General features: G+C 70.0%; 22 protein-coding genes. 7 read left to right on the top strand and 15 right to left on the bottom strand.

The window, feature by feature from the left end; translation table 11 throughout:
* Positions 1–79 precede the first annotated feature (79 nt).
* Positions 80–1,771: a right-handed parallel beta-helix repeat-containing protein gene (locus HCK04_RS15630; RefSeq protein ID WP_168065962.1), complete on the bottom strand. Its 1,692-nt coding sequence runs from the start codon at positions 1,769–1,771 to the stop codon at positions 80–82.
* Positions 1,768–3,072: an O-antigen ligase family protein gene (locus tag HCK04_RS15625; protein WP_142648049.1), complete on the bottom strand. Its 1,305-nt coding sequence runs from the start codon at positions 3,070–3,072 to the stop codon at positions 1,768–1,770. The genes HCK04_RS15630 and HCK04_RS15625 overlap by 4 nt, the downstream gene beginning before the upstream one ends.
* A gap of 97 nt (positions 3,073–3,169) precedes the next feature.
* Here HCK04_RS15625 and HCK04_RS15620 point away from each other — a divergent pair, with 97 nt between their 5' ends.
* A complete protein-coding gene (locus tag HCK04_RS15620; protein WP_142648048.1) occupies positions 3,170–4,078 on the top strand; it encodes a sulfotransferase in 909 nt (302 codons plus the stop codon).
* A gap of 20 nt (positions 4,079–4,098) precedes the next feature.
* Here the strand turns inward: HCK04_RS15620 and HCK04_RS15615 are convergent, their stop codons facing one another.
* The 4 genes from HCK04_RS15615 to HCK04_RS15600 form a co-directional block, all read right to left on the bottom strand.
* Positions 4,099–4,992, bottom strand: a complete 894-nt coding sequence (locus HCK04_RS15615) for a phosphotransferase (protein WP_142648047.1) — start codon at positions 4,990–4,992, stop codon at positions 4,099–4,101.
* A 62-nt stretch (positions 4,993–5,054) separates the two neighbouring features.
* Entirely contained in the window at positions 5,055–6,080 is a 1,026-nt protein-coding gene (locus HCK04_RS15610) for a hypothetical protein (RefSeq protein WP_142648046.1), read from the bottom strand.
* Positions 6,058–7,341 (bottom strand): hypothetical protein, encoded by a 1,284-nt coding sequence (locus tag HCK04_RS15605; protein WP_142648045.1) that lies wholly within the window; start codon positions 7,339–7,341, stop codon positions 6,058–6,060. Before HCK04_RS15605 ends, HCK04_RS15610 begins: the two co-directional genes overlap by 23 nt.
* Before the next feature lie 3 nt (positions 7,342–7,344).
* Positions 7,345–8,445, bottom strand: coding sequence for a DUF1972 domain-containing protein (locus HCK04_RS15600; protein ID WP_142648044.1), 1,101 nt, complete (start codon positions 8,443–8,445; stop codon positions 7,345–7,347).
* Here HCK04_RS15600 and HCK04_RS15595 point away from each other — a divergent pair.
* Both HCK04_RS15595 and HCK04_RS15590 read left to right on the top strand, forming a co-directional pair.
* Entirely contained in the window at positions 8,435–9,652 is a 1,218-nt protein-coding gene (locus HCK04_RS15595) for a glycosyltransferase family 4 protein (protein WP_260617276.1), read from the top strand. The two genes, HCK04_RS15600 and HCK04_RS15595, sit on opposite strands and share 11 nt — an antisense overlap.
* 37 nt (positions 9,653–9,689) lie before the next feature.
* On the top strand, positions 9,690–10,745 hold the full coding sequence (locus HCK04_RS15590) for a hypothetical protein (protein WP_142648043.1): 1,056 nt from the start codon (positions 9,690–9,692) through the stop codon (positions 10,743–10,745).
* Between the two features lie 113 nt (positions 10,746–10,858).
* On the opposite strand, the gene rfbD is transcribed toward HCK04_RS15590, so the two are convergent.
* From rfbD to HCK04_RS15570, 4 genes are read right to left on the bottom strand one after another with little or no spacing between them, the layout of a single operon-like run.
* Positions 10,859–11,716, bottom strand: coding sequence for a dTDP-4-dehydrorhamnose reductase (rfbD, locus tag HCK04_RS15585; protein ID WP_142648042.1), 858 nt, complete (start codon positions 11,714–11,716; stop codon positions 10,859–10,861).
* Positions 11,716–12,684 carry a dTDP-glucose 4,6-dehydratase gene (gene rfbB, locus HCK04_RS15580; RefSeq protein ID WP_142648041.1) on the bottom strand — a complete coding sequence of 323 codons (969 nt, stop codon included), beginning with the start codon at positions 12,682–12,684 and terminating at the stop codon, positions 11,716–11,718. Before rfbB ends, rfbD begins: the two co-directional genes overlap by 1 nt.
* The gene (locus HCK04_RS15575) at positions 12,681–13,748 is read right to left on the bottom strand and encodes a glucose-1-phosphate thymidylyltransferase (protein WP_142648040.1); all 1,068 of its coding nucleotides are present in this window, start codon (positions 13,746–13,748) and stop codon (positions 12,681–12,683) included. The genes rfbB and HCK04_RS15575 overlap by 4 nt, the downstream gene beginning before the upstream one ends.
* Positions 13,749–15,113, bottom strand: a complete 1,365-nt coding sequence (locus tag HCK04_RS15570; protein ID WP_240971438.1) for a sugar transferase — start codon at positions 15,111–15,113, stop codon at positions 13,749–13,751.
* 373 nt (positions 15,114–15,486) lie between these two features.
* Here HCK04_RS15570 and HCK04_RS15565 point away from each other — a divergent pair, with 373 nt between their 5' ends.
* On the top strand, positions 15,487–16,509 hold the full coding sequence (locus HCK04_RS15565) for an LCP family protein (protein WP_142648038.1): 1,023 nt from the start codon (positions 15,487–15,489) through the stop codon (positions 16,507–16,509).
* A gap of 22 nt (positions 16,510–16,531) precedes the next feature.
* On the opposite strand, the gene HCK04_RS15560 is transcribed toward HCK04_RS15565, so the two are convergent.
* The 3 genes from HCK04_RS15560 to HCK04_RS15550 all read right to left on the bottom strand — a co-directional run bounded on the left by HCK04_RS15560 (position 16,532) and on the right by HCK04_RS15550 (position 18,606).
* Entirely contained in the window at positions 16,532–16,909 is a 378-nt protein-coding gene (locus HCK04_RS15560; protein ID WP_142648037.1) for a hypothetical protein, read from the bottom strand.
* Positions 16,910–17,061: 152 nt separating this feature from the next.
* Positions 17,062–17,676 (bottom strand): GntR family transcriptional regulator, encoded by a 615-nt coding sequence (locus HCK04_RS15555; RefSeq protein ID WP_142648036.1) that lies wholly within the window; start codon positions 17,674–17,676, stop codon positions 17,062–17,064.
* 9 nt (positions 17,677–17,685) lie between these two features.
* The gene (locus tag HCK04_RS15550) at positions 17,686–18,606 is read right to left on the bottom strand and encodes an EamA family transporter (protein ID WP_142648035.1); all 921 of its coding nucleotides are present in this window, start codon (positions 18,604–18,606) and stop codon (positions 17,686–17,688) included.
* A gap of 233 nt (positions 18,607–18,839) precedes the next feature.
* Between HCK04_RS15550 and HCK04_RS15545 the strand changes: the two genes are divergently transcribed.
* Both HCK04_RS15545 and HCK04_RS15540 read left to right on the top strand, forming a co-directional pair.
* On the top strand, positions 18,840–20,882 hold the full coding sequence (locus HCK04_RS15545) for a nitrate- and nitrite sensing domain-containing protein (protein WP_168065960.1): 2,043 nt from the start codon (positions 18,840–18,842) through the stop codon (positions 20,880–20,882).
* The gene (locus HCK04_RS15540; protein WP_142648033.1) at positions 20,879–21,232 is read left to right on the top strand and encodes a DUF742 domain-containing protein; all 354 of its coding nucleotides are present in this window, start codon (positions 20,879–20,881) and stop codon (positions 21,230–21,232) included. Before HCK04_RS15545 ends, HCK04_RS15540 begins: the two co-directional genes overlap by 4 nt.
* 4 nt (positions 21,233–21,236) lie before the next feature.
* On the opposite strand, the gene HCK04_RS15535 is transcribed toward HCK04_RS15540, so the two are convergent.
* Both HCK04_RS15535 and HCK04_RS41145 read right to left on the bottom strand, forming a co-directional pair.
* The gene (locus HCK04_RS15535; protein WP_142648032.1) at positions 21,237–21,641 is read right to left on the bottom strand and encodes a hypothetical protein; all 405 of its coding nucleotides are present in this window, start codon (positions 21,639–21,641) and stop codon (positions 21,237–21,239) included.
* Positions 21,642–21,721: 80 nt separating this feature from the next.
* On the bottom strand, positions 21,722–22,156 hold the full coding sequence (locus HCK04_RS41145; RefSeq protein WP_205830256.1) for a hypothetical protein: 435 nt from the start codon (positions 22,154–22,156) through the stop codon (positions 21,722–21,724).
* A gap of 260 nt (positions 22,157–22,416) precedes the next feature.
* Between HCK04_RS41145 and HCK04_RS15525 the strand changes: the two genes are divergently transcribed.
* Positions 22,417–22,767 carry a hypothetical protein gene (locus HCK04_RS15525; protein ID WP_260617275.1) on the top strand — a complete coding sequence of 117 codons (351 nt, stop codon included), beginning with the start codon at positions 22,417–22,419 and terminating at the stop codon, positions 22,765–22,767.
* Positions 22,768–22,931 lie beyond the last annotated feature (164 nt).

The following is a 22,931-nucleotide window of genomic DNA, read 5'->3' as shown; positions in this document are numbered from 1 at the left end:
GGTCTAATTACACCCGCCAGATCATTACCTTATTGGTTCCAATGCGATCACGATTGGGTCTAGTACCGCGCGAGGAGCCCTAGGACGGGGCTCCGGGAACGTCGCGCGCGCCCGACTGGGCGCCCAGCCAGCCTGCGACATCAGACGGGAGCGGGGCGCCGGCAGGAAGACCGGATTGGGCGTTTTCCGCCGGAACCTCACGACCGTGACGTTCTATTTGCGCCTGTTCCTGAATTCCGTTCAGCTTCATGTAAGTCCCGCCGCCCCGTGAGCGATCCGCCCACTTGACGAGCGCCCCGTGGTCGTCGCTTCTGCGGATATAGGCGTTGTAGTCCAGCGTGGCCATCTGCTCGGCCGTACGCCTGCCGGTGAGGTCCTGCACCGAGATCTGCGGCCCGCTGCCGCCTCCCTGGAGCAGGTTGTTGCGCACCTCGACCCCGGAGACGTTCCACGGCATCTTCGGGTCGGCCTGCTCCCGCGCGCCGTCGACGATGTTGATCTGCGACTCGCCGTTGCGCAGCGCCGTGTTGTTCCACAGCCGGACGTCGCTCGACTCGTTGACGTACAGCCCGTTCTTGCCGTTGTCGGCCACGAGGTTTCCCACGATGAGCGCACGCGCCGAGATCTCGAAGTCGATGCCGTGCCCGGCGTTCAACCAGGCGAGGTTGCGGGCGATCACGGCATCGGACACGGACTCGTCGAGCCACAGGCCCGGCCCGTGGTTGCGCTGGGCGCGGTTGCCCGTGAGCTGGAGCCCCGTCGACTTGGTCATCTTCATGCCGCCGGAGACGGGAGCCTGCTCGAAGCGCTCCCAGTTGTTGCCCTCCATCAGGTTGCCGGTCACGACGGCCCCGTTCGTGCGGTGCGCGTGCAGCCCGAGCTGCCCGTTGCGCAGCATCGCGTTGTGCCGCACGACGATCCGGTCGCCCAGGATGCTGAGCCCGGCGACCGCGGTGTCGGCGAAGACGTCGTTCTCGAACGTCATGTCGTTCCCGTATCCCTTCACCGCGCCCATCCGCTTCAGCGGCGTGGCGTAGCGGCGGAACCCGATGCCGAGAACGGAGGAGCCGTGGGCCAGGTTGAGGTAGAGCGCCTCCGCGAGAGTGCTGGCGCGCACCTCGTGCCCGGTCGGATCGGACCCGAGATAGAGCCTGCCGGTGTCGTAGTCGACGGCGAAGGTGCCGGGGGTGACCTTGTCCCGGTCGGCCACCTGCCTCTGCTGCTGACCGTCGACGAACACCTGGTCGGGCCAGTTGGCCACCGGGTTCTCCGGACCGACCATGTGCCAGGCCGGGCCGCCCCCCGCCGTCGGATCGGTGTTGTCGAAACGGACGGTCCAGCCGTCCCTGCGCCAGACGGACCCGTCGCGCACCCAGCCGTACACCGGCTCGGAGCCGTCGAACCACACCGCCTCGTGCGGGTACGCCTGCAGCGTCAGCCGCTTGCCGTACACCTCGACGGACTCGTGGTACACGCCGCCGCGGAGCACGATGACCGCTCCGGCGGGGGCCATCCGCACCGCCCTGCCCACCGTGCGCCACGGTGTGGCCTCGGACCCCGCGGCGGCGTCGTCGCCCCACGGCGCCACGAAGTACGCCCCCGGGGGCACGGTGTAGTTCGTGGTTCCGATGGTGAGCGGCCCGGCCGTACGCCAGTCGGTGACCGCCGCGTCGGCCGTCTTGTGGTTCCAGACCACGACGGCGGTGCCGACGAACGCCAGCATCGCCAGACCGGCGGCACCGGCCTTCCTCTTGAGGTACGGAGTTCTCATCTGACCACCTCGGGCGACGCCGCGTCTGGCGGCGGTTCGGGAGCGTTCGTCGCGCCGCCGGCCACGGAACGCGTCTCGTCCGCCGCCGGTTGACGCGCCAGAATGATCGTCCATGCGATGACGACGAAGAGCCACACCGAGTCGACGTTGGCCGGGGCCGCCACGGTCTCCGTGGTGATGCCGTCCACGGCGAAGAACACCATCAGCCCGAGCAGCATGGCGGCCTCCGTACGGATGTGCCGCAGCCGGGTCAGCGTCACGAGGCGAACCATCAGCGCCAGGGCCAGCATGCAGAAGAGGACCAGGCCGACCACCCCGCCCTCGACCAGGACGTTGACGAACGCGTTGTGGCCGCCCCCCAGTCCCATCTCGTCGAGGAAGAGCCCCCGGGTCGACGACAGGCCGTTCCCGAAGAAGGGCTCCGTCTCGAAGGCCCGCAGGGCGAACGTCCACAGGTCGGTGCGAGCGTTGAGGGTCTCCAGCTGCTCGACGGTCTCCCCACGGGTGGCGAACCCGACCAGCCGATCGGTGAAGGCCAGTCCGGCCACGATGGCCGCGGGGACCGCGATCATCAGGAACATCACCCGGCCGCGGGTGCCGCGGGCCAGCCAGCACATCACCGCCAGCCCGGCCAGGCAGCCGCCGGCCGCTCCTCTGGTGCCGGTGCCGATGAGAGCGGCGACCAGGATCGCGGCCGCGACCAGGTAGGCGGACAGGGGCCAGCTTCGCGGCGGCCCCCCGGGCAGCACGAACCCGGCGATGAGCAGGATGGCGATGCCGAGGAAGATGCCCGCGGTGACGGGATGGACGTAGAGCCAGTTGAAACGGTCCGCGGTCAGCGGCGTACGCGGAAAGGGCATGGCGACGCCGATACCGACGGAGACCACGACGAGCACGATGAACGCGTGGGCCAACCGCCACAGATCCTCTCGGTCCGCCCAGCTGATCATGACCTGGCAGACCGCGGCGATGATGAGCAACTGGACGGCGCGTACCGCGGCGAAGGCGGGAAACGGGGTCCAGAGCACGCTCAGCGCCGAGTAGGCGGTCCATCCCCAGGTGAGCAGCCGGATGGAGGAGGGCCGCCGTCGCGGGGCGCCGATGCCGAACCGGCGGTAGAGGTAGAGGGCGACCACCCCGTAGACGCCGACCTCCAGCAGGATCGTCGCGTCGACACCCCCGCCGATCGACTCACTGGCCGCGCGAGAGCGCAGTTTGTACTCGCTTGCGAGGATGAGTGCGATAGGTATGAGGACGGGCCACCAATGATGGTATTTATGGCGATGACGAGCCCTAATCATGCAGACTCTCCTCGCCCTGAGCCGACCTCCAGGTATGCACCCGAATAGGTCGACATTCTAGGCAGGCGGCCGCCACACATCAAGGAGAACCGAAAGTATGAGCGTGCGGGACCTGTTACCGGAGTCCGTCCTCGGAATCGGACGCAGTGCGTTCAGAGCGTATGGAATGGCGACGGCGCGGGCGAGGAAAGACCCCGACTTCCTTCTCATCGGCGCCAAGCGAGGAGGGTCCACGTCACTCTACTACGCGCTCCTGGAGCACCCGGGGATCATCCCCCTTTTTCCCAGCGCCGACCTGCTCCCCAAGGCGAACCATACAAAAGGGGTGCACTTTTTCGACAGCAACTACGAACGCGGCATGCGGTGGTACCGGTCGCACCTGCCCAGCCAGGCGGCCCGCGGGCGCGCCGCGCGGCGGAGCGGGATGCCGGTGCTGACGGGCGAGGCTTCGCCGTACTACCTTTATCACCCGCTGGCGGCCCAGCGCGCGGGCCGGGACGTGCCGGATGCCCGCATCCTTCTGATCCTGCGTGACCCGGTCGAGCGCACGTTCTCGCACTATCGGGAGCGAGTGCGCAACGGCGCCGAGCATTTGTCGTTCGAAGAGGCGCTGGACGCGGAAGCGGAGCGGACCGCGGGCGAGGAGGAGCGCCTCCTCAAGGATCCGGGTTATCGGAGCTACGCCCACGAGCAGCAGTCCTACGTGGCTCAGAGCGAATACGAGAAGGCGCTGCGGCGATGGTTCGACCACTTCCCCGCGGACAGGTTCCACGTGACCAGCAGCGAAGAGTTCTACCGGGACCCCCAGCGCGTCTGTGACGAGGCGGCCGCGTTTCTCGGCCTGCCGCCCGCCCCGCTGGCGCGGGCCGGGAAAGTATGGAACTCCGCCCCCAAAGCGGAAATCTCCGCGTCGACCAAGCGCCGCCTGATCGAGCATTTCGCCCCGCACAACGCCGCGCTGGAGAAACTGGTCGGCCGCTCGTTCCCGGACTGGGCGGCTCCCTGAACCGTGAACCACGGGGAGCTCTAACCGGCCAGCTCCCGCAGGATCCGCAGGAGCCGCTGAGCGAGATCGGGGTCATCCGTCGTTCGGCGGCTCACCACGTCGTGCCAGTAGACAGCGGCCTCGCCGTAGGTTCGCCCGGGAGGCGGACCCCCGTAGACGGCCTGACGGGTGGCCAGGAAGTAGGCCTCGTCGGCCTCCGGCGGGCCGTATCCCGCGTCCTCCCAGTCGATCAGCCACGGCGTGGGAGTACGGGTGCGCCGCAGGTTCCAAGGAGTCAGGTCGCCGTGCATCGGCCGCCAGTGCCCCGGCGTGTGGGACGGCCGGGGCAGCTCGCCCTCGAGACCGGAACTGATCCGCTCGGTCAGTCGCGCGATGTCGACGTTTCGTGCCGGGCGCGCGGGCACCGGTTCCATGGGCGACAACAGCAGCCAGTGCAGCCCCTGCGCGGCACCGCTGCCGAGCACCCGGGGCACGCGGAACAGCACCTGATCCTCGGCCGCGAGCGCCGCCAGGGCGACGGCCTCCCGTTCGAGCTCCGCCGGTGACTGCCGGATCTTGAGAAACCCCAGCGGCCGTCCGGCGCGGAGCAGCAGCAACGCGGCGCCGTCCGCCCGGGACGCCTGCGGGCGCACGTAGCCGGCGAGGCTGTCCCAGGGCCCGACGACGTCCGCCGCCTGCTCGCCCACCGCCTTCCACGCCTCCTCGGCGACGGGTGGGGACCATGGCCTGCGGCGGCCAGGCAACAACAGCGGACCCGCCGCCCGGACCGCGGCGAAGAGCGCGAACTGCAGCGCGAGCGGCAACGGTTTCGAGAACGTCAGCAGCGAGAGACCGGCGGCGGCCGACCGGCTCCCGCGCGCCGGGATCCAGACGTTTCCCCGGCCCGGCGGGTAGGCCAGATAACGCTCAGACATCGGTCCACCGGGACACGGGCGGCGGCGTGGCGCCCGGCACAGGCTGTCGCGTGACGTCCATGTCACACCCTCCGATTCTCCGCACGCACCACGAAGATCAGCGCGGCCGTCAGGACGACCACCGCCATGCCGAGTCCCAGCGTCACCGGCATGGACGGCATGGACCTCGCGTCCGCTTCCGGTGCCGAGTCGGAGACGTCACGCAGCCGGGGCTGCTGCGGCACCAGGGCCGTGGGCAGGTTCATCCGCCACACCGGCGATTTGACTCCCTCGCTGGAGATCAGCAGGGACTTTCCGTCGGGCGTCAGCGCGACTCCCTCGCCCTGCTTCTGCTGAGGGAGGTTGAGCAGCATCGTCTCGTTGCCGTTCACCGCGTCCCAGACCCGCGCCTTGTTGTAGCTACGCAAGATCATGTGGCCGCTCGCCGCCATCACGCCGTCGCTGACCACGTAGGGCAGCGTCCGCACCAGCGTCATGGGGTTGGGGCCGGTCTCGGAGAGCTCGGCGGGAGCTCGATAGACGGCGCCGCCCTTCGGGCTCTTGGTCACCACGTAGAGCTCCGCCGTACGCGGGTCGACCAGCAGCGTCTCCGCGTCGTGCGCGCCGTCGGGATAGGTCAGGCGGTAGCCGGTGGCCTTAACCGACGCGTCCGCGAGCCTGGTCGGCTCCACCAGCCGGTAGACGACGACCTCGGAGCGAGGGGTGGCGTTGCCGCCGGTGTCTCCGACGTACAGGTAGGCCGTACCGTCCGGGGCGGACATGCCCCCCATCGCCTCGGGGTCGATCGCCGTGACGTTCCCCGCGGTCAGCACGGCTCTGGTGCGGCCGTCGGGCCCCACGGCGAACAGCCGGAGCGGGCCCTCCCTGTCGTTGAACGTCCACACCACTCCGGGGTTGACCCGGCTCGCGAAAAGCCCGCTGGACTGGTCGATCCGCTCGTCGGCGAGGTCGAAAGCACGCGTCCACAGCGAAGTGGGCAGCGGGGACGGCTGAGGCAGCGGCTCGCGAGCGTTCGCGGCCACCGGCACCGCGATCCCGATCCCGATCCCGGTCAGCAGAAGAGCGCTAAGAATCAGCTTGCGCCACACGGCTCATCCTCTCCGTGGGCAGAGCGGCCCCCTGATCCCGCAATACACGTAGTCGCATGACAAGGATCACAGATGTCACAACGCCCCCTATGCCAATACAAAACGGAGCAAGCTTCACCAGATCGGGCCGCGCGCCCAGCAACGCCAGGAGCAGGCCGACGCCGATCACGGACTCGCCCAGCCGGACCGCGAACACCAGCCGGGAGTGCCGGTACGCGGTGGCGAGCATGCTGACCGGCAGCGTCGCGGCGATGCTCACCGAGTACGCCGCCCATGCCGCCACCGTGATCGGGTCGAGCGGGAAGTTGCCTCCGGTCACGAACGGCTCCAGCGGCTTCGTCAGCAGAGTCGCGATCGTACCGGTGACGGCGGTGACGGCGGTGAGCGCGATCGAGGCGGTCAGCGCAAGGCGAGGACGCAGCGGCAGGCCGGCCTGCCGCTGCCGCACCATCCGCGGCAGGAGAAACGCACCGACACCGTAGACCAGCGTGAGTGCCGGCGACAGCAGCAGGCGAGCGCCTTCGTTGGCGGCGAGCGCCGCGCTGGAGACCATGGCGACGATGGCGACCCGGGTCACCATCAGGGTCAGCGGGCGCAAAGCCGCCTGCGCGACCCTCCAGGTGGCGAACGGAACGATCCGCTGCAGATCGGCTTCCCGCAGACGCGGCCAGCGGAGTTCGTCCCGAGGCAGCCCGATGACCGCGTGCACGACTCCTGCCAGGGATCCGGCGCACATCGCGACCAGCATCGTCTCCAAGCTCAGCGCGTGCGCGAGCCAGAAGCCGCTCAGCGTCGCGAAGGCGACGACGAAGTCCACCACCGTGTTCGTGGCCAACCGGCCGAACTCCAGGCGCGCGGAGAGCAGCCGGCGCACGGTGTCCTCCAGCAGCCAGAGGAGGACGAGCCCGCCGAACAGCAGGGCGCCCGGCCCGGCCGCCGCGCGCAGCACGATCGCCAGGATCACGCTCGCGACGGCGCCCAGTGCCAGTGACGTCACCAGCGAGGCGGCGATGGCGGCCCGGACAGGCGACTCGAAGCGATCCAGAACGGTCAGCGAGTCGCCCACCCAGGAGGTGTGCAATGTGGTGATCAGTACGAGCGTGGTGCTCAGGAACGTGAAGGCGGCGAACCCCGTGGCGCCGAGTTCCCTGGCCGCGACGAGCTGGAGCAGCAGGCTGCTCAGCGCGGTCACGAACTGAGCGACGACCGATCCACCCGCGGAGGCGACGACCTTGCGTACCCGTCCGGCGAGACCCGGCACCCGTCAGTCCTCGGCCATGACTCGCCCCGCCACCAGGTCCAGGCACAGCCGTTCGTAACGGGCCGCGACATCGTCCCAGGTGTACAAGGTGCGAGCCCGTTCCCGGGCGGCCGCGCCGCGGGCGACCTCCTGGTCGCGCCGTTTCTCCGCCGACTCCAGCGTCTTGGCCAGCGCTTCGGCGTCGGCGAAGAACGCTCCGGTGTCGTCCAGCACCTCACGATTGAAGACCACGTCATAGGCGATGACCGGGGCGCCCGCGCCCATGGCACGCAGCAGGGAGGGATTGGTGCCTCCCACCGAGTGGCCGTGCAGGTAGGAGGAGCAGCCGGCGTAGAGCGCGTCGAGCAGCCTCTGGTCCCAGACCCCGCCCACGAGGCGGACGCGCGGATCCTTCTCCGCCAAGCTCTCGATCTTCCGCGTGTACTCGGCGGCGTAGGGGGCCGAACCGACGACGATCAGCGGGTGCTCCGCCGCGCTGCGGGTGTAGCCCTCGACGATGAGGTCCACGTGGTTCTCCGGTTCGAACCGGGCCACCACGAGGTGGTATCGCCCGGGTTCGTAACCCGCCTCCCTGAGGATCTCCTCGTCGCTCCGCTCCTGGATCGGAGCGCCGTACGGGATCATCACGCTCGGCGCTTTGTAACGTTCCCAGTAGTAGTCCTGGATCGCCCTGGCGTCCGCGATGATCGCCTGGGACCAGCGCACCGAGAGCCGTTCCGCGAGGAGGTAGTACTTGCGACCGGCGCCGTTCCACTTGGCGCGCTTCCACTCCAGGCCGTCGACGTGCGTGGCCACCGGGATGCGGGCCGCGCGCACGAGGGGCAGCAGCGGCGCGTTCGCGGCGTTGAAGACCAGCGCCACGTCGGTGCGCCTGCCGAGCAGGTGCCCGACCGAAAGGGCGGTGTGGCTCAGCGTCTCCAGCACCTTGTGACGGACCGCGGGCAGGTGCACGAGTCGCATTCCCTGGTACTCCCGCATCCGGGTTTCTCCGGAGCGGCAGTAGACGCGCACCTCGTGCCCTGCCTGCACCAGGCGCCGGCCGATCTCCTCGACGGCGGTCTCGAATCCGCCGTAACGTGCGGGAACCCCTCTCGTGCCGATCATCGCGATCTGCAACCGGCCCTCCAAGGAGATCTGGCGTCGAAGTGATGACAGAATGAAAAATCAGGAGAACGATACCTTAGGCTGCGGAAACTTCGACATGAAACGCGTGGTAATCGCCCATCCATCGCCTGATTTATACGGGTCTGACCGGATGGTCCTAGAGTCTGTGCGAGCGGTAGCGAATACGCATCGTGTCCTATTTATCCTTCCAGCGGACGGCCCGCTCGCGGATCGCCTGAAGGAGGTGGGCGCCGAGATCATGATCATGCCGACGCCCGTGCTCCGCAAGTCCCTGCTCTCCCCCTCCGGCCTGCTCGCGCTCGCGTGGCGGACGCTCACGGTCCTGCCGCGGATGGTCGCGCTGCTCAGGCGGCAACGCCCGACCGCTCTCTATGTCAACACGATCACGATTCCGCTGTGGATCGTCGCCGGGCGCCTGGCTCGCGTTCGCGTCGTCTGCCATGCCCACGAGGCCGAGCAGTACCTGCCGTCGTTGATGCGACGTCTCCTCACGGCTCCCGTACGGCTCGCGCATCACGTGGTCGCCAACAGCGACGTCTGCCTCCGGACCCTGGTCGGCGCAGGGGTGTCCCGCGACCACGTGAGCGTCGTCTACAACGGCGTGCCCGACCACGACGAGGTGAAGCCTCCTCGCGAGGCACCTCAGGGGAGACTGGTGGTGGTCGGCAGGCTGTCGCCGCGCAAGGGCTGCGACGTGGCCGTCCGGGCCGTCGCACTGCTGCGGGCGCGCGGGCGCGACGTGACGCTCACGCTCGTCGGTTCGGTCTTCCCCGGCTACGAATGGTTCGAGGAGCAACTGCGCGACCTGGCCGATGACGGCGTGGTCTTCGCCGGATTCCAGGACCCCGTCACCCCCTTCGTGGACGACGCCGACATCGTGCTGGTGCCGTCGTTCGGGGAGTCGTTCGGCAACGTCGCGGTCGAGGCGATGCTGGCCGAACGTCCCGTGGTCGCCAGCGACGTGCAGGGCCTCGACGAAATCATTCAGACCGGCCGCACCGGCCTCCTCATCCCGCCGGGCGATCCCCAGGCGCTCGCCGCGGCGGTCGAATCCCTGCTCGATGATTGGCCGCACGCCCTGGACCTGGCGAGAAGCGGCAGGAATGCCGCACGTGAACGTTTCGCCATTGCGCGTTATCACAGCGACATCATCCGCGTCCTTTCAGCGCCGATAGCGTCAGCATAAACTGCATGAGGATCAGAAACGGGGAGGAAAAGGGACGGTGGCAACCGACGACGTGGAGGAAACCCTGGCCGATGTCGGACTCCTCGAGGCGGTATGGCGCTACCGCTGGTCCTCTTTCCTCATCATCCTCCTGTCCGGGGTGATCGCGGCGGGGGCCACCCTGCTGGTTCTGACGAACGTCACGGCCACCGCCCGCTTCGCCGTCACCGACCCGCGGAGCACCTCGTTCCTGCGGCAGGGCGTCTCCTCCGACAGCAGCTACATCGCCTACACCGCTCAGCGGGCGGCGTTCGCCCAGTCGGAGAAGGTCTTCGAGAAGGCGCAGGAGATCCTCACGTCCCAGTACTCGCTCAAGGTCGATCTCGAGACCCTGCGTGAGTCCGTCCAGGCGTCTCCCGGCACGAGCGGCGGCATCATTGAGGTGCAGGCGTCGGCGCGCACGGACCGGGTCGCCGCGAACATCGCCAACTCCGTGGTCGCGGCCTACCAGACCCTCACCGCCGAGTCCGCCAAGGCGGATCAGGCCAAGCTGCTCAAGAGCATCAAGGCGACCGAGACCCAGATCCGTGACAGTCTCAAGTCCGCGCCCGCGGGAAGCGCCCTCGCGACCTCCCTCGCAGAGGTCCTCGTCCAGCTCCGGCTGAAGGAGAGCGACGCCCAGATCGACCTGGCCACCTACAACGACGGAACGCGCTTCATCGACCAGGCCAACCCGTTGCGCATCTCGCCGAGCAAGCTGCCGAAGAACGTGGCGATCGGGCTGGCGCTCGGCGTGCTCATCGCCGTGGTGGTGTCGTTCCTCCGGGCCACCAATCCCATCGCGGGCGTCCGCCGCGTGACCACGGGCCTCGGTCAGCGCAAGCGCCGGCGGGTCGTGCTGGCCAAGGCCCAGCCGGTACGGCGCCTCCGGGCCGAGGAGGAGGAGCCCGCGCTCCCGACGCCCGCCACTGTGCCGGCCGCCCAGAGCCTCCCGGCCGAGGACGAGGACAGCACGGCGGTCTACGACCGGAACGCCCTGCTGAACTACAACGTGGACGACGAGGAGCTGCGGGTCGTCGACATCGGCAGAGAGGCGCCGCGTTCGGCCCGGTGAGGCCGTGACGAGGCCGCCGGCCAGGCCGCGGAGAGGGCCGCGGTGAGTCGGCGGCGACCTCGCCGCGAGCGCACGCTGGGCCCAGGGCGGGCTCGCGGTGGGCTCGCGGTGGGCTACGGCCGCGCCACGAGCTCGGGCCAGGCGTCGTGCAGCGCCTCCCGCCAGTCCCGCATGGCGGGCAGCCCCACCTCGGCCCACCTGCCGTGGGACAGCACGCTGAACGCCGGACGGCGCGCGGGCCTCGGGAAGGCGGCGCTGGAGACCGGACGCACCCGCCCGGGATCCGCGCCGAGCAACGTGAAGACCTCACGGGCCAGGCCATACCAGGTCGTGCGGCCGGCGTTGGTGCCGTGGTAGACCCCCGGCGGAGCGGCCGCGCGGACCAGCCGGATCACCTGGTCGGCCAGGTCGGCGGTCCAGGTGGGCTGTCCGTGCTGGTCGTCCACCACGTCGACCGTCTCCCGCTCCGCGGCCAGCCGGATCATCGTGCGGACGAAGTTCGGCCCGGCGGAGCCGTACAGCCAGGCGGTGCGCACCACGTGGCCGCCGTGCTCGAGCGCCGCGCGCTCCCCCGCCAGCTTGGTCCGCCCGTACGCGTTGAGCGGCGCCGTCTTGGCGTCCTCGGAGGCGGGTTCACGGTCCGTCCCCGCCAGCACGTAGTCGGTGGAGACCTGCACGAAGCGCGCGCCGGACTCGGCCGCGCGAGCGGCCAGTTCACGGACCGCGTGGCCGTTCACCGCCAGCGCCTCGTCCTCGTGGTTCTCCGCGTCGTCCACGGCCGTCCAGGCCGCGCAGTTCACCACCACGTCCGGGCGGTGGCCGAGGACCCACGCGCGCACCGCCGCGGGGTCGCGGATGTCGAGATCCGCCCGTTTCGGCGCGACGACCTCCCCGATCTCGGCCTCCCTGCCGGCCCGCCGGGCGAGGTCGGCGGCCAGCATGCCGCCGCCGCCCGTGATCAGCCAGCGCATCACCGCTCCCCGAGCAGCGGCTTCCACCATCCGGGGTTGCCGGCGTACCAGGCGACGGTGTCCCTGATCCCGTCGTCGAAGGCGACGGACGGGCGGTAGCCGAGCACCCGCAGCTTGGCGTCGCTGAGCGAGTAACGCCGGTCGTGGCCCTTCCGGTCGGGCACCTGCTCGACCATGTCCCAGCCGCAGCCGAACGCCTCCAGCAGGCGGGCGGTCAGCTCCTTGTTGGCCAGCTCCGCCGTCCCGGCGATGTGGTAGGTCTCGCCCGGCGCCCCGCGCTCGGCCACGAGCTGGATGCCCCTGCAGTGGTCCTCGACGTGGACCCAGTCCCTGACGTTGCCGCCGTCGCCGTACAACGGGACCTTCCTGCCCTGGATGAGCCGCGTGACGAAGAACGGCACGAGCTTCTCCGGGTACTGGTAGGGGCCGTAGTTGTTGCCGCAGCGCGTGGTCATCACCGGCAGGCCGTGGGTGACCGCGTACGCGCGGGCGATCAGGTCGCCGCCGGCCTTCGAGGCGGAGTACGGCGAGCGGGGGCGCAGCGGCGCCTCCTCGTCCCACGAGCCGGACTCGATCGTGCCGTAGACCTCGTCGGTGGACACGTGCACGACCCTGGAGACACCGGCGTCCAGGCACGCCTGCATGAGCGTCTGCGTGCCCAGCACGTTGGTCCGCACGAACTCCGCGGCGCTGTCGATGGAACGGTCGACGTGCGACTCGGCCGCGAAGTGCACGACGACGTCGTGCCCGGGGACGACCTCGGCGAGCAGCGCGGTGTCGCAGACGTCCCCGCGGACGAAGTCGTACCCGCCGGAGACGGGCTCCAGGTTGGCGAGGTTGCCCGCGTAGGTGAGCTTGTCGAGGACGGTGACCCGTGCCCCCGCGAACGCGGGATAGCCGCCGGAGACCAGGGTGCGGACGTAGTGCGAGCCGATGAACCCGGCCCCGCCCGTGACGAGGACCCTCACGATGAAATCTGTACCTTACTGTGGTCGCCGAGCACGAGCCGATGTGCCCGGGGAGTGTTGGGGGCCGGCGTGACCTCGACATCGTGGCCGATGAGGGAGGCCTCGACCCTGCGTACACCGGATATGGAGGACCGGGACAGCACGATCGAGTACTCGATCTCGCTGTCCGCCACGACGCAGTCGGCGCCGATGGACGTGAACGGGCCCACGTAGGAGTCGCTGATCCGGGAGCCCGCGCCGATGACGACGGGACCGACGATGCGCGACCCGGTCACCAGTGCGCCGTCCTCGATCACGACCCGGCCGATCAGCTCGCTGGCCTCGTCGGCCCGCCCACGGACGGCCGGTTCGAGGCCCTCCAGCACGAGTCTGTTGACCTCCAGCATGTCGGCGACGTTCCCCGTGTCCTTCCAGTATCCGGAGATGACCGTGGACTCCACCCGGTGTCCCTCGTCGATCAGCCACTGGATGGCGTCGGTGATCTCCAGCTCGCCCCGCCGCGACGGCTTGAGCTCGGCCACGGCCCGGTGCACCGCCGGGGTGAAGAGGTAGACGCCGACCAGGGCGAGGTCGCTCTTCGGCGACTCCGGTTTCTCCTCCAGGCCCACCACGCGCCCGCCCGGGCCGATCTCGGCGACGCCGAACTGCCGCGGGTCGGGAACGCGGGTCAGCATGATCTGGGCCGCGGGCCTCTCGGCCGCGAAGCGGCGGACGATCTCGGTGATCCCCCCGACGATGAAGTTGTCGCCGAGATACATGACGAAGTCGTCGTCGCCCAGGTAGTCGGCGGCGATGAGCACGGCGTGGGCGAGCCCGAGCGGGGCCTCCTGCCGCAGGTAGGTCACCTCGAGGCCGAGACCGTGCCCGTCTCCGACGGCGGCCTCGATCTCGGCGTGGGTGGCGCCCACGACGATGCCGACCTCCCGGATGCCGGCCGCCGCGATCGCCTCCAGGCCGTAGAAGAGCACCGGCTTGTTGGCGACCGGCACGAGCTGCTTGGCCGAGGTGTTCGTGATGGGCCGCAGCCGCGTTCCCGATCCGCCCGCCAGCACGAGCGCCTTCACCTAGTACGCACCTTCCCCGCCGACGACCGCCGACCACGTCTTCCAGAGGATCTGCAGGTCCATGATGAGCGACCAGTTCTCCACGTAGCGCAGGTCGAGCCGCACCGACTCCTCCCAGGTCAGGTCGGACCGGCCGCTCACCTGCCACAGGCCCGTCATGCCCGGCTTGACCAGCAGACGCCGCCGCACGTCGTCGCCGTACTGGGCCACCTCCTCGGGGAGCGGCGGGCGGGGGCCCACGAGGGACATCTCGCCGCGCAGCACGTTGACGAGCTGGGTGAGCTCGTCGAGGGAGTAGCGGCGCAGCACCGCCCCGACCGGCGTCACCCTCGGGTCCCTGCGCATCTTGAACAGCACGCCGTTCCCGTCGTCCCGCTGCGCCAGCTCGTGCTTGACGGCCTCGGCGTTCTGCACCATCGTCCGGAACTTGTAGAGCACGAACAGCTTGCCGTCCTTGCCGACGCGGGGCTGCCGGAACAGGGCCGGCCCTTCGCTGGTCACCCTGATCACCAGGCCGATCATCAGCAGGACCGGGAGGATCACGATCAGGGTGATCGCCGCGACCACCCGGTCGAAGACGCTCTTGACGAACTGCCTGGCCCCCCTCAGGTCGGGGTGGGCGACGTGGAGCAGCGGCAGGCCGGCGACCGGGCGGATGCTGATCCTCGGCCCGGCCACCTCCATCAGCGCCGAGGCGACGTAGAGCTCGGTGCCCGTCTCCTCCAGCTGCCACGTCAGACGGCGCAGCATCGACCCGTCCAGCTCCGGGCAGGACAGGACGGCGACCGTGTCCGCGCCCACCCGCTCGACCACCTTGGCGACGTCCGAGAAGTCGCCGAGGATCGGGAAACCGTCGAACTGGGCGGGCAGGTCCATCTGCTGTTCCGGCGGGACGCACGCCGCCACGATGCGCATGCCGTGGTGGCGCTGGCGGCTCAGCTGGGCGTGCAACTCCAGCACCGAACCCCAGTGCCCCACCACGACGACCCGTCGCAGGCACTCGCCGGCCCGGCGCCTCCGGTGCAGCCGCTTGCGCAGGGTGTAACGCAGGAGAAGGCAGGACAGACCGGCGAGCGGGATGGCGACCATCACGTAGCTGCGGGCCAGGAGGGTCTGGGTGAGGTAGGCGGAGATCGCCACGACCGAGGCGAGGGTGGCCGTCGCGTGAAGAACCTTGCGGTACTCCTCGGCGCCGTCCCCGAGATGACGGGTGTCGTATCCGCCGATGAGAGCGACGACCAGCGGCCAGGCGACGACCAGCGTCGCCGCGAGTACGCTCTCCCACGTCCCCGCCTCGCCCAGCAGGAGCCTGACTCCCAGCACGCCGAGGACGGACACCGCGCCGCACACCACGTCGCGCGCCATCGTCACGCGGATGTGACGACGCGCCCAACCGGCCCGGTCCGTTGCCTCCCTCACGGCGTATAACGCGTCGTCAACGGCAATGTCCATACGCCCTCGCCTCTGCCCATCCTCCTTCTCGGAGGAAGACCGCCCGGTTCAACTCCGCGCCAGAAGGTGATGATTGGAACGATCCTAGGGGATCACAGAAGTTACAGGGAAGTTCAACCATACGTCCACATGCGGCCATAGTCGGATGCTGGACAAGACGCCCCACACGTGGTTCCGATTTCACTACGTATTGGTACGTCTCGTGTGACTGGTATGGGCCAGTTACGGTAGATCTCTGCTTTGGAATACATCCGTGCAGGACAAGGAACCGAGCATTGGACGCCTCGTGACGACATCCGGGCAGTTACCTCTCACCGCGACCCCACCGGCGCGGGTGTCACGCCGGCGCAAGGTGCTGATCGTCGTGACCCTCGTGCTCCTCCTCCCGCCGGCCGCGCTCTTCGCGGTGCTGATGCAGCGTCAGCACGTGTACGACACCAACCTCCAGCGGGTGCAGCAGGTGTTCCCCGAGGAGTGGGACCGACCTGCCAAGGTGGTGGGAGCCGCACAGAACTGGCTGGTCATCGGCGCTGACAGACGCCCGGGAGAGAGCGGCTTCCAGCGGTCGGACAGCATCATGATCGCTCACATCCCCGCGGACAGGAAGCGGATCTTCCTCATCGGCATACCTCGTGACTCCTATGTGACCATCCCGGGTCACGGGCACGACAAGATCAACGCTGCCTACGCGTACGGCGGCCCGCGCCTGCTCATCAAGACGGTGGAGAAGCTGGTCAAGGTGCGGATCGACCACTTCGCCGCCCTGGATTTCCGGGGTTTCGTCGACATGAGCAAGGCGTTGGGCGGCGTCGACCTCTACGTGGCCCGCCAGGTCTACGACCCCGCCAACAAAGTCACGTGGCCTCAGGGAAACGTCCATCTCGAGGGCGAGCGGGCATTGCTATTCGTACGTCAGCGTTACGGACTGCCCGGCGGGGATTTCGACCGTATTAAACGACAGCAGGCGTTCCTTCGGGCGATGGCCCAAAAAGTGGTCAGCAAGGGCATGCTGACCAATCCGTTCGCACTCGACGAGTTCCTTCAGGCGCTGACCCGTTCCGTGACGGTGGACTCCGGGGTCGACATGAAGACCCTCAGGAACCTGGCGCTCGAACTCCGCGACATACGGGGCGACGACCTGCGCTCGACGACCTACCCCGTCGCCGGCACGGACACGGTCAAGGGGGCGAGCATCGTCCGCCTCGAGGCGAAGGAGGGCGCCGAGCTCGCCGACGCGCTGCGGGACGACACGCTGGAGCGCTACTTCGCCGACCAGGGCGGGCTGAACGAGTCCTCCTTCGTCAGGTGACCCCCGGCCGTTCCCGGGACCTCTAGTCGTATTCGAGGTCGGGTAACGGGGACGGCGGCTCCGGGCTGCGCCACACGACGACGTAGTCCGAACGCGCGCTCGCGACCGCCGTGCTCAGCCGGTCGAGGTCGAAGTCCGGCAGGTAGCGCAACCGGGCCAGGAAGCTCGCGTCGGTCGCCGAGTGCGGCACCACGCAGCCCTCGCCCTCACGGTCCAGCAGGACGATGAAGACGTCCTCCGGCTGGCCGGGGCCGGGCGGATGCTGGTCGCCGTGGCCGCCGACGCGGACCTCGACCACGTCCTCCCAAGCGAGGGCCTCGACGCTGCCGTCGGCGTAGTGACGTGTCACGCCTTCTTCGGTGACGTACACATAGGTGTCCGGCACTGGGTTGCCGTGCATGGGCGCGATTGTGACGACTTGAAGCGGCATGGTGCAAGGGAAACCGCGCCTAAGAAGGCGGTGCGAGGGAAACCGCGCCCGAAGCGATGGTGCGAGGCGATCCGCCCGGGGGAAACGGTGCGAGGCGAATCGCCCGGAGCTCCTACCGGGGCTCAGGAGTGCCGCCACCGCAGGTGCTCGCGCACCGCCCGGACGGCCGCGTCCGCCGGCCCCTCGGCGATGACGCGCAGCAGCGCGGCGTGCTCCGCGGCGAGCTCGTGGGGATCCTCGTACGCGTGCCTGAGCCCGACCAGTCCGAGCCGTGTCTCGGCCGCGAGCGTGGCGTACAGGCGCTCCAGGCGGGGGCTGCCGGCGGCGGCGACGAGCGCCTCGTGCAGCGCCATGTGCTCGGCCACCACTGCGGCCCACGGCGCGCCCGGCGGCAGTCCGGACAGGCGGTCCAGCGCCTCCTCGGCGGCCGTCACCCGGCGCCCCGCGACGGCCTGCGCCATCAGTTCCTCCAGAGGCGCGCGCACGTACATGAGGTCGGCCAGGTCGGCGGAGGTGATCACCGGGACGTACGCGCTGCGGTTGCGCTCGCGCCGCAGCAGTCCCTCGTGGACGAGCAGCGCCAGCGCCTCCCGCACGGTGGGGCGGGCCACGCCGTATCGGGCGGACAGTTCCTGCTCGGGCAGCGCGGCCCCCGGCTCGATGTCCCCGGACAGCACCCGCTCGCGCAGCGCGGCGGCGAGCGCCTCGACGGTGGAGACGGGTCTCAGGGTGGTCACGTGCCGAGCCTAGTGGGGGCTCCGGGCCGGCGCCCTCGGCGTCCCGGGTGCCGCGATGTCCGTACGCGTCCGGGCGGGCAGCGCCACCACGACCAGCCCGAGGGCGAGCAGCACTAGACCGGCCCACGAGACGAGCGACAGGTGCTCGCGCAGCGCCACGACGCCCAGCAGGGCCGCGACGGCGGGCTCGGCCAGCGCGAGCGTGGCCGCCGTGGCGACGGGTGTGGTGCGCAGGCCCCGGCCGTACAGGAGGTAGGCCAGCCCGGTCGTGGCGCAGCCGAGGTAGAGCGCGGTGAGCAGGCCGCCCGGGCTCGCGAGCCAGCCCGGCCCGGTCAGGGCGAGGACCGGCAGCATGAGCACGGCCGCGCCGCCGAACATGACGCCCATGACGATCCCCGACTCCATGCCCCTGCCAATGGCGCGGGCCGCCACGACCGCGTAGAAGGCGTACAGGAGCCCGCCGAGGAGGGCGAGCGCGACGCCGCCGGCGTCCACCCCGCCCGTTCCCCGCCCGCCGGTGACGAGCACCGCGCATCCGGCCACCGCGGCGGCCGTGGCGAGCGCCCAGCGCCCGCTCGGCCGCTCGTGCCCGACGATCCAGGACAGCAGCCCGGTGAAGACCGGCCCGCTGCCGATGGCCACCACGGTGCCGACCGCCACGCCCGTCCTGCCGACGGCGGCGAAGTAGCACAGCTGGTAGGCGGCGACCGCGGCGGCTCCGAAGATCAGCGACCAGCGCAGCGGAACGTTCCGGCCAGGGGTGCGGCGGTGCGCGGCCAGCGCCAGCGCGCCCAGCAGGGCCCCGCCGAGCACGAGGCGGGCCGCGGCCAGCGAGACGGAGCCGGCGGTGGCGAGGGTGCCCACGGTGCCCGCGGTCCCCCACAGGACGGCCGCCGCGACCACGGCGAGCGGGCCCGATCGTGAGTTCATGCGAGGATTGTCTGACAACTAGACAGCGCTGAGCAAGCAATTTCCCCCCGCAACGTCGAGACTGTCCCGATATGGGGCTGTGGCCCAAGTCGTTAGGAACGATCCCTGGTGACAGGACTCACGGATTGCTATGGTTTCGCCACTGTTAACACATATGTAACCGACGGGCAGGTCTAATGGCTGGTCGGAAACGGTCCATCCGCTTCAAGATATTCGCGATTCTGCTGGTGCCTGTGACCGCCCTGGTGGTGATCTGGGGATTCGCCGCCAAGCTGACCATCGAGCAGGGGCAGCAGCTCCTGCGCATTCAGAAGGTCTATGACAACGTCGTCTCCCCCGTCGGTCAGGCCATCAACGAGCTGCAGACCGAGCGGTTCGTGTCGGTGAGCTACCTCGCCTGGCGCACCTCCTCGCTGCGCACCGATCTCCAGGTGCAGCGCCGCAAGACCGACGCCTCCGCCGTCCTGCTGACCCGCCTGTCGGAGGAGGCCAGGGACGAGACGCCGCCCGCCATGTGGGACCGGCTCCAGGACCTGATCCGGCAGATGGAGCGGCTCGACATCCTGCGCGGCCAGATCGACGACCATCGGCTCACCCGCCTCGACGCGATCGAGGAGTACAGCTCGGTCGTCGAGACCGCCCACCAGGTCTACGACCGGCTGATGATCTCCCCGGACATCGACATCATCGAGCAGGCCAAGGCGCTCATCCTGGTCACCCGCAGCCGCGAGCTGGTCAGCCAGCAGTCCGCGCTCGTGCTGGGCGCGCAGGCGGCCGGGCGGATGACGCAGGACGAGCGCGACGCCTTCTCGGGCATGGTCGGCAAGCGCCGCCTGCTCTACCAGCTCGGCACGAGCCAGCTCAACGCCGACCTGCTCAGGCAATACGGCGCGCTGAACTCCGCCCCGGTCTACACGGCGTTCGTCGCCCTGGAGGACGACGTGATCTCCCGGGTGCGGCCCGGCCAGCCGCTCCCGCCGGAGGCCATCGCCTGGCCGACGACGGCCCAGGCCCTGACCCGCCAGCTCACCGAGACGACCGACACCGCCGCCGCCGCGACCGCCGCCAGTGCCGCGCCGCTGGCGCGGAGCGTGCTCTGGGACATCGGCATCGTCGGCGGGCTCGGCCTGGCGGCCGTGCTCGCGACCGCGTTCATCTCCTTCCGGTTCGCCCGTACGGTGACCGGCGAGCTGATCGCCCTGCATCAGGCCGCGGCCGACCTGGCCGGGCGGCGGCTGCCCGACCTCGTACGGCGGCTGCGGCGCGGCGAGGACGTCGACGTGACGGCCGAGACGCCGCCGGTGGTCCGCACGAGCAGCACCGTCGAGGTCGAGAACCTCGGCCGCGCGTTCAGCTCGGTGCAGCACACCGCGATCGAGGCGGCCGTCGGTCAGGCCGAGCTGCGCAAGGGCGTCAACAAGGTCTTCCTGAACCTGGCCAGGCGCAGCCAGTCGCTGCTGCAGCGCCAGCTCGGCATGCTGGACGGCCTGGAGAAGGAGATCAACGACCCCGACCTGCTGGAACGGCTGTTCGGCGTCGACCACCTCACCACCCGCATGCGCCGCCACGCCGAGGGCCTGATCATCCTGTCCGGCGCCGTCCCCGGCCGCGGCTGGCGCAGACCGGTCCGGCTGTACGACGTGGCCCGCGCCGCCACCGAGGAGGTGGAGGACTACCTGCGGGTGGACGTGAACATGCCGCACGGCTACTCCCTCGCCGGCAGCAGCGTCACCGACGTCGTCCACCTGCTCGCCGAGCTGATCGAGAACGCCACGGTCTTCTCCCCGCCGCAGACCCGCGTGCAGGTCAGGGGAGAGCCGGTCGCCCGGGGCTTCGCCATCGAGATCGAGGACCGTGGGCTCGGCATCCCCCAGGAGGAGCTGGCGCACCTCAACGCGCGGCTCGCCGACCCGCCGGAGTTCGACCTGGCCGACAGCGACAGGCTCGGGCTGTTCGTCGTCGGGCTACTGGCCCGGCGGCACAACATCCGCGTCTCCCTCCGCACCTCGCCGTACGGCGGGACGAGCGCCGTGCTCCTGCTCCCGCAGGAGATCGTGGTGGAGAACGACACCAGGGAGCCGGTGGTCGAGCGGCTCGCCCAGCCGGACACCCCGCCTCCCGCCCTGGCCCTCACGCCGCCGATCGGCGGCGGCGCCCAGGACTCCCTCCCCCGCCGGGTGCGGCAGGCCAGCCTGGCGCCGCAGCTCAAGGAGGAGCGTGGCGACCTGTACTCCTCCTTCCGCGCGGGCTGGCAACGCGGTCAGGAGGACTCGTGACCGCGCACGAGGACGGACCGCTGCTGCGCCCCTACACGCTCACCCGTGGCCGCACCCGGCCGAGCGGGCCCGAGTTCGACCTGATGACCGTCATCAGGACGGCTCCCGCGGCCTACAGCGGGGTCTCCGGGCTGGCCCCCGAGCACTGGCGGATCCTGCAGCTGTGCCGGGTTCCGCTGTCCGTGGCCGACCTGGCCTCGGAGCTCGGCCTGTCGCTGAACGTCGTACGCATCCTGCTGGGCGACCTGCGGGACCAGGGGCTGATCACCGCGCGGCCGCAGGCGACGGTCGCCCAGTTGCCCGAGGAGCGCATCCTTCGCGAGGTGATCCAGGGACTCCAGGCGCTGTGAGGCGTCAGGAGTCCTCCCCGCAGGACTCGATCAGCCGCTGCACGTGCCAGCGGGCCGGTGTCGTCAGCTCGTCGGCGTAGCGGTCCAGCAGGGCCGCGCACGCCACCGCGTCGGCGGTCTCGACCGGCGGCAGGACGAGGATCTCCTCCTCGCCGTCCAGAACGAGGCCGCCCCGCACGCCGAACGTCCCCTCACCGACCGCGACGGCGGTCTCGAACACGAGGTCGTGCCCCGGGAGCGCCAGCGCGGCGCCGAGCCGTACGGCGGGCCCGGCCAGGTCGGAGACGGGCTCGGCGCGGACGTGGGGGAAGAAGTCGCGGGAGACGGACCGCCCCATCTCGCTGAACCGCGCCGCCGTTCGCATCAACGCGTTCAGAAGTTCGGCGGCGGCCTGACTGTTGGCGTCCACTCCCGCAGGGTAGATCACGGAAAGTTGCGGTTTGGCCAAATTATTAGGTTGGACCGGAGATCTGGCCGGAAAGGGCGGCCTCAGCGGAAGGCGTAGCACTCCACCTCGGCCCGGCGGCGGGTCAGCCCTCCGCTCACCGACTCCTCGACGCAGGCGCGCTGCGGGGCGCTGAGTTCGAGCACGCCGCAGACGCTGACCCCGGAGTAGGTGCGGCAGTCGAGGGCCGGGTTGAACTCGCCCACCGTGTATTGCTCACGCGCCTGCGTGCGGCAGCGCTGCCGGTCCTCCTTCGTCTTCGCGTAGCGACACTGGCCGATGAGGATGTCGTACTGCTCCTGGCTCACCTCCTGGCGCTGCACACCCCCTTTGGGCGGTGCGGGCGCCTTCGGTGCACTCCCGGCCCACTGGCCGGTCTCCGGGTGGCCGCCGGTTTCGGTGGCCACCGACGCGACTGCGGCGACCGTGCCGAGCATGGTCATCGCAGCGAGCACGGCGACAGCGACGATCTTTCTCATGGCGATCCTCCCGGTCAGGAACGTACCCACGGGCGAACGGCCGCTCCCCGCGCCGCGCCGTGCCTCACATGCACGGTCGTGACCGGGCGTCTCGCCGTAGCGACGCCCGCACTACGCACGGTAAATAAATCATTGCCAAGTGTGACAGAAGACGATCAAGGGTAGGTGTGGCCGCGGAACCGACGGGGACGGCGATCACGCCATTCACACCCGATTCCTGGTTCGAAATCCGGTCATTTCCGATAAGACGGAGCTTTTACGTGCGATTTGTTCACGCAATCACGACAGGTGCGCTGGTTCTCACCGGGCTCACGGTCACCGGCGCGGGCGCGCTGGCCGACGACGGCCCGCAGACCACGTCACCGACGGTCGTCGACGGCTATCAGATCGTGACGTTGCCCAACGCGAACGTGCCGAACTTCACCCGGCGCACCGTCTACTGCCCTCCGGGCAAGCGCGCCGTGGGCGGCGGCGGCGAGGCGCAGGGCGGCGACGCGATTCTCGTGGGCAGCTTCCCCACCCCGGACGGCACCGGATGGACCGCACTCGGCCGGCAGAACCACTACGACACCGTCGGCATCAGCGTCTACGCCATCTGCGCCGACGCCTGATCCATCAAGAAGCACTCAGGCGCGACGGCGCCGGGCTCGCGGCCGGCCCGGTCGAACAGCTCACACCACGCAGGCCGGGCAGAGCCCCCGCCCACGTCGCCGAGCGCCGGGGAAAACGGAGATGACCGTGGAAGCCCGCACCGCCCCCGGCCGGCCCCTCTGAT

It is taken from the genome of Microbispora sp. CL1-1, assembly GCF_012034195.1.
In the GTDB taxonomy this organism is placed as follows: Bacteria; Actinomycetota; Actinomycetes; order Streptosporangiales; family Streptosporangiaceae; genus Microbispora.
The sequence above is the reverse complement of the archived record's forward strand: the minus strand, read 5'-3'. Positions and strand labels throughout refer to the sequence as shown.

Coding starts and splice junctions, on each gene's coding strand:
- HCK04_RS15630 (WP_168065962.1), bottom strand. CDS start 1,771: ATGAGAACTCCGTACCTCAAGAGGAAGGCCGGTGCCGCCGGTCTGGCG.
- HCK04_RS15625 (WP_142648049.1), bottom strand. CDS start 3,072: ATGATTAGGGCTCGTCATCGCCATAAATACCATCATTGGTGGCCCGTC.
- HCK04_RS15620 (WP_142648048.1), top strand. CDS start 3,170: ATGAGCGTGCGGGACCTGTTACCGGAGTCCGTCCTCGGAATCGGACGC.
- HCK04_RS15615 (WP_142648047.1), bottom strand. CDS start 4,992: ATGTCTGAGCGTTATCTGGCCTACCCGCCGGGCCGGGGAAACGTCTGG.
- HCK04_RS15600 (WP_142648044.1), bottom strand. CDS start 8,445: ATGATCGGCACGAGAGGGGTTCCCGCACGTTACGGCGGATTCGAGACC.
- rfbD (WP_142648042.1), bottom strand. CDS start 11,716: ATGCGCTGGCTGATCACGGGCGGCGGCGGCATGCTGGCCGCCGACCTC.
- HCK04_RS15570 (WP_240971438.1), bottom strand. CDS start 15,113: ATGGCGCGCGACGTGGTGTGCGGCGCGGTGTCCGTCCTCGGCGTGCTG.
- HCK04_RS15560 (WP_142648037.1), bottom strand. CDS start 16,909: ATGCACGGCAACCCAGTGCCGGACACCTATGTGTACGTCACCGAAGAA.
- HCK04_RS15550 (WP_142648035.1), bottom strand. CDS start 18,606: ATGAACTCACGATCGGGCCCGCTCGCCGTGGTCGCGGCGGCCGTCCTG.
- HCK04_RS41145 (WP_205830256.1), bottom strand. CDS start 22,156: ATGAGAAAGATCGTCGCTGTCGCCGTGCTCGCTGCGATGACCATGCTC.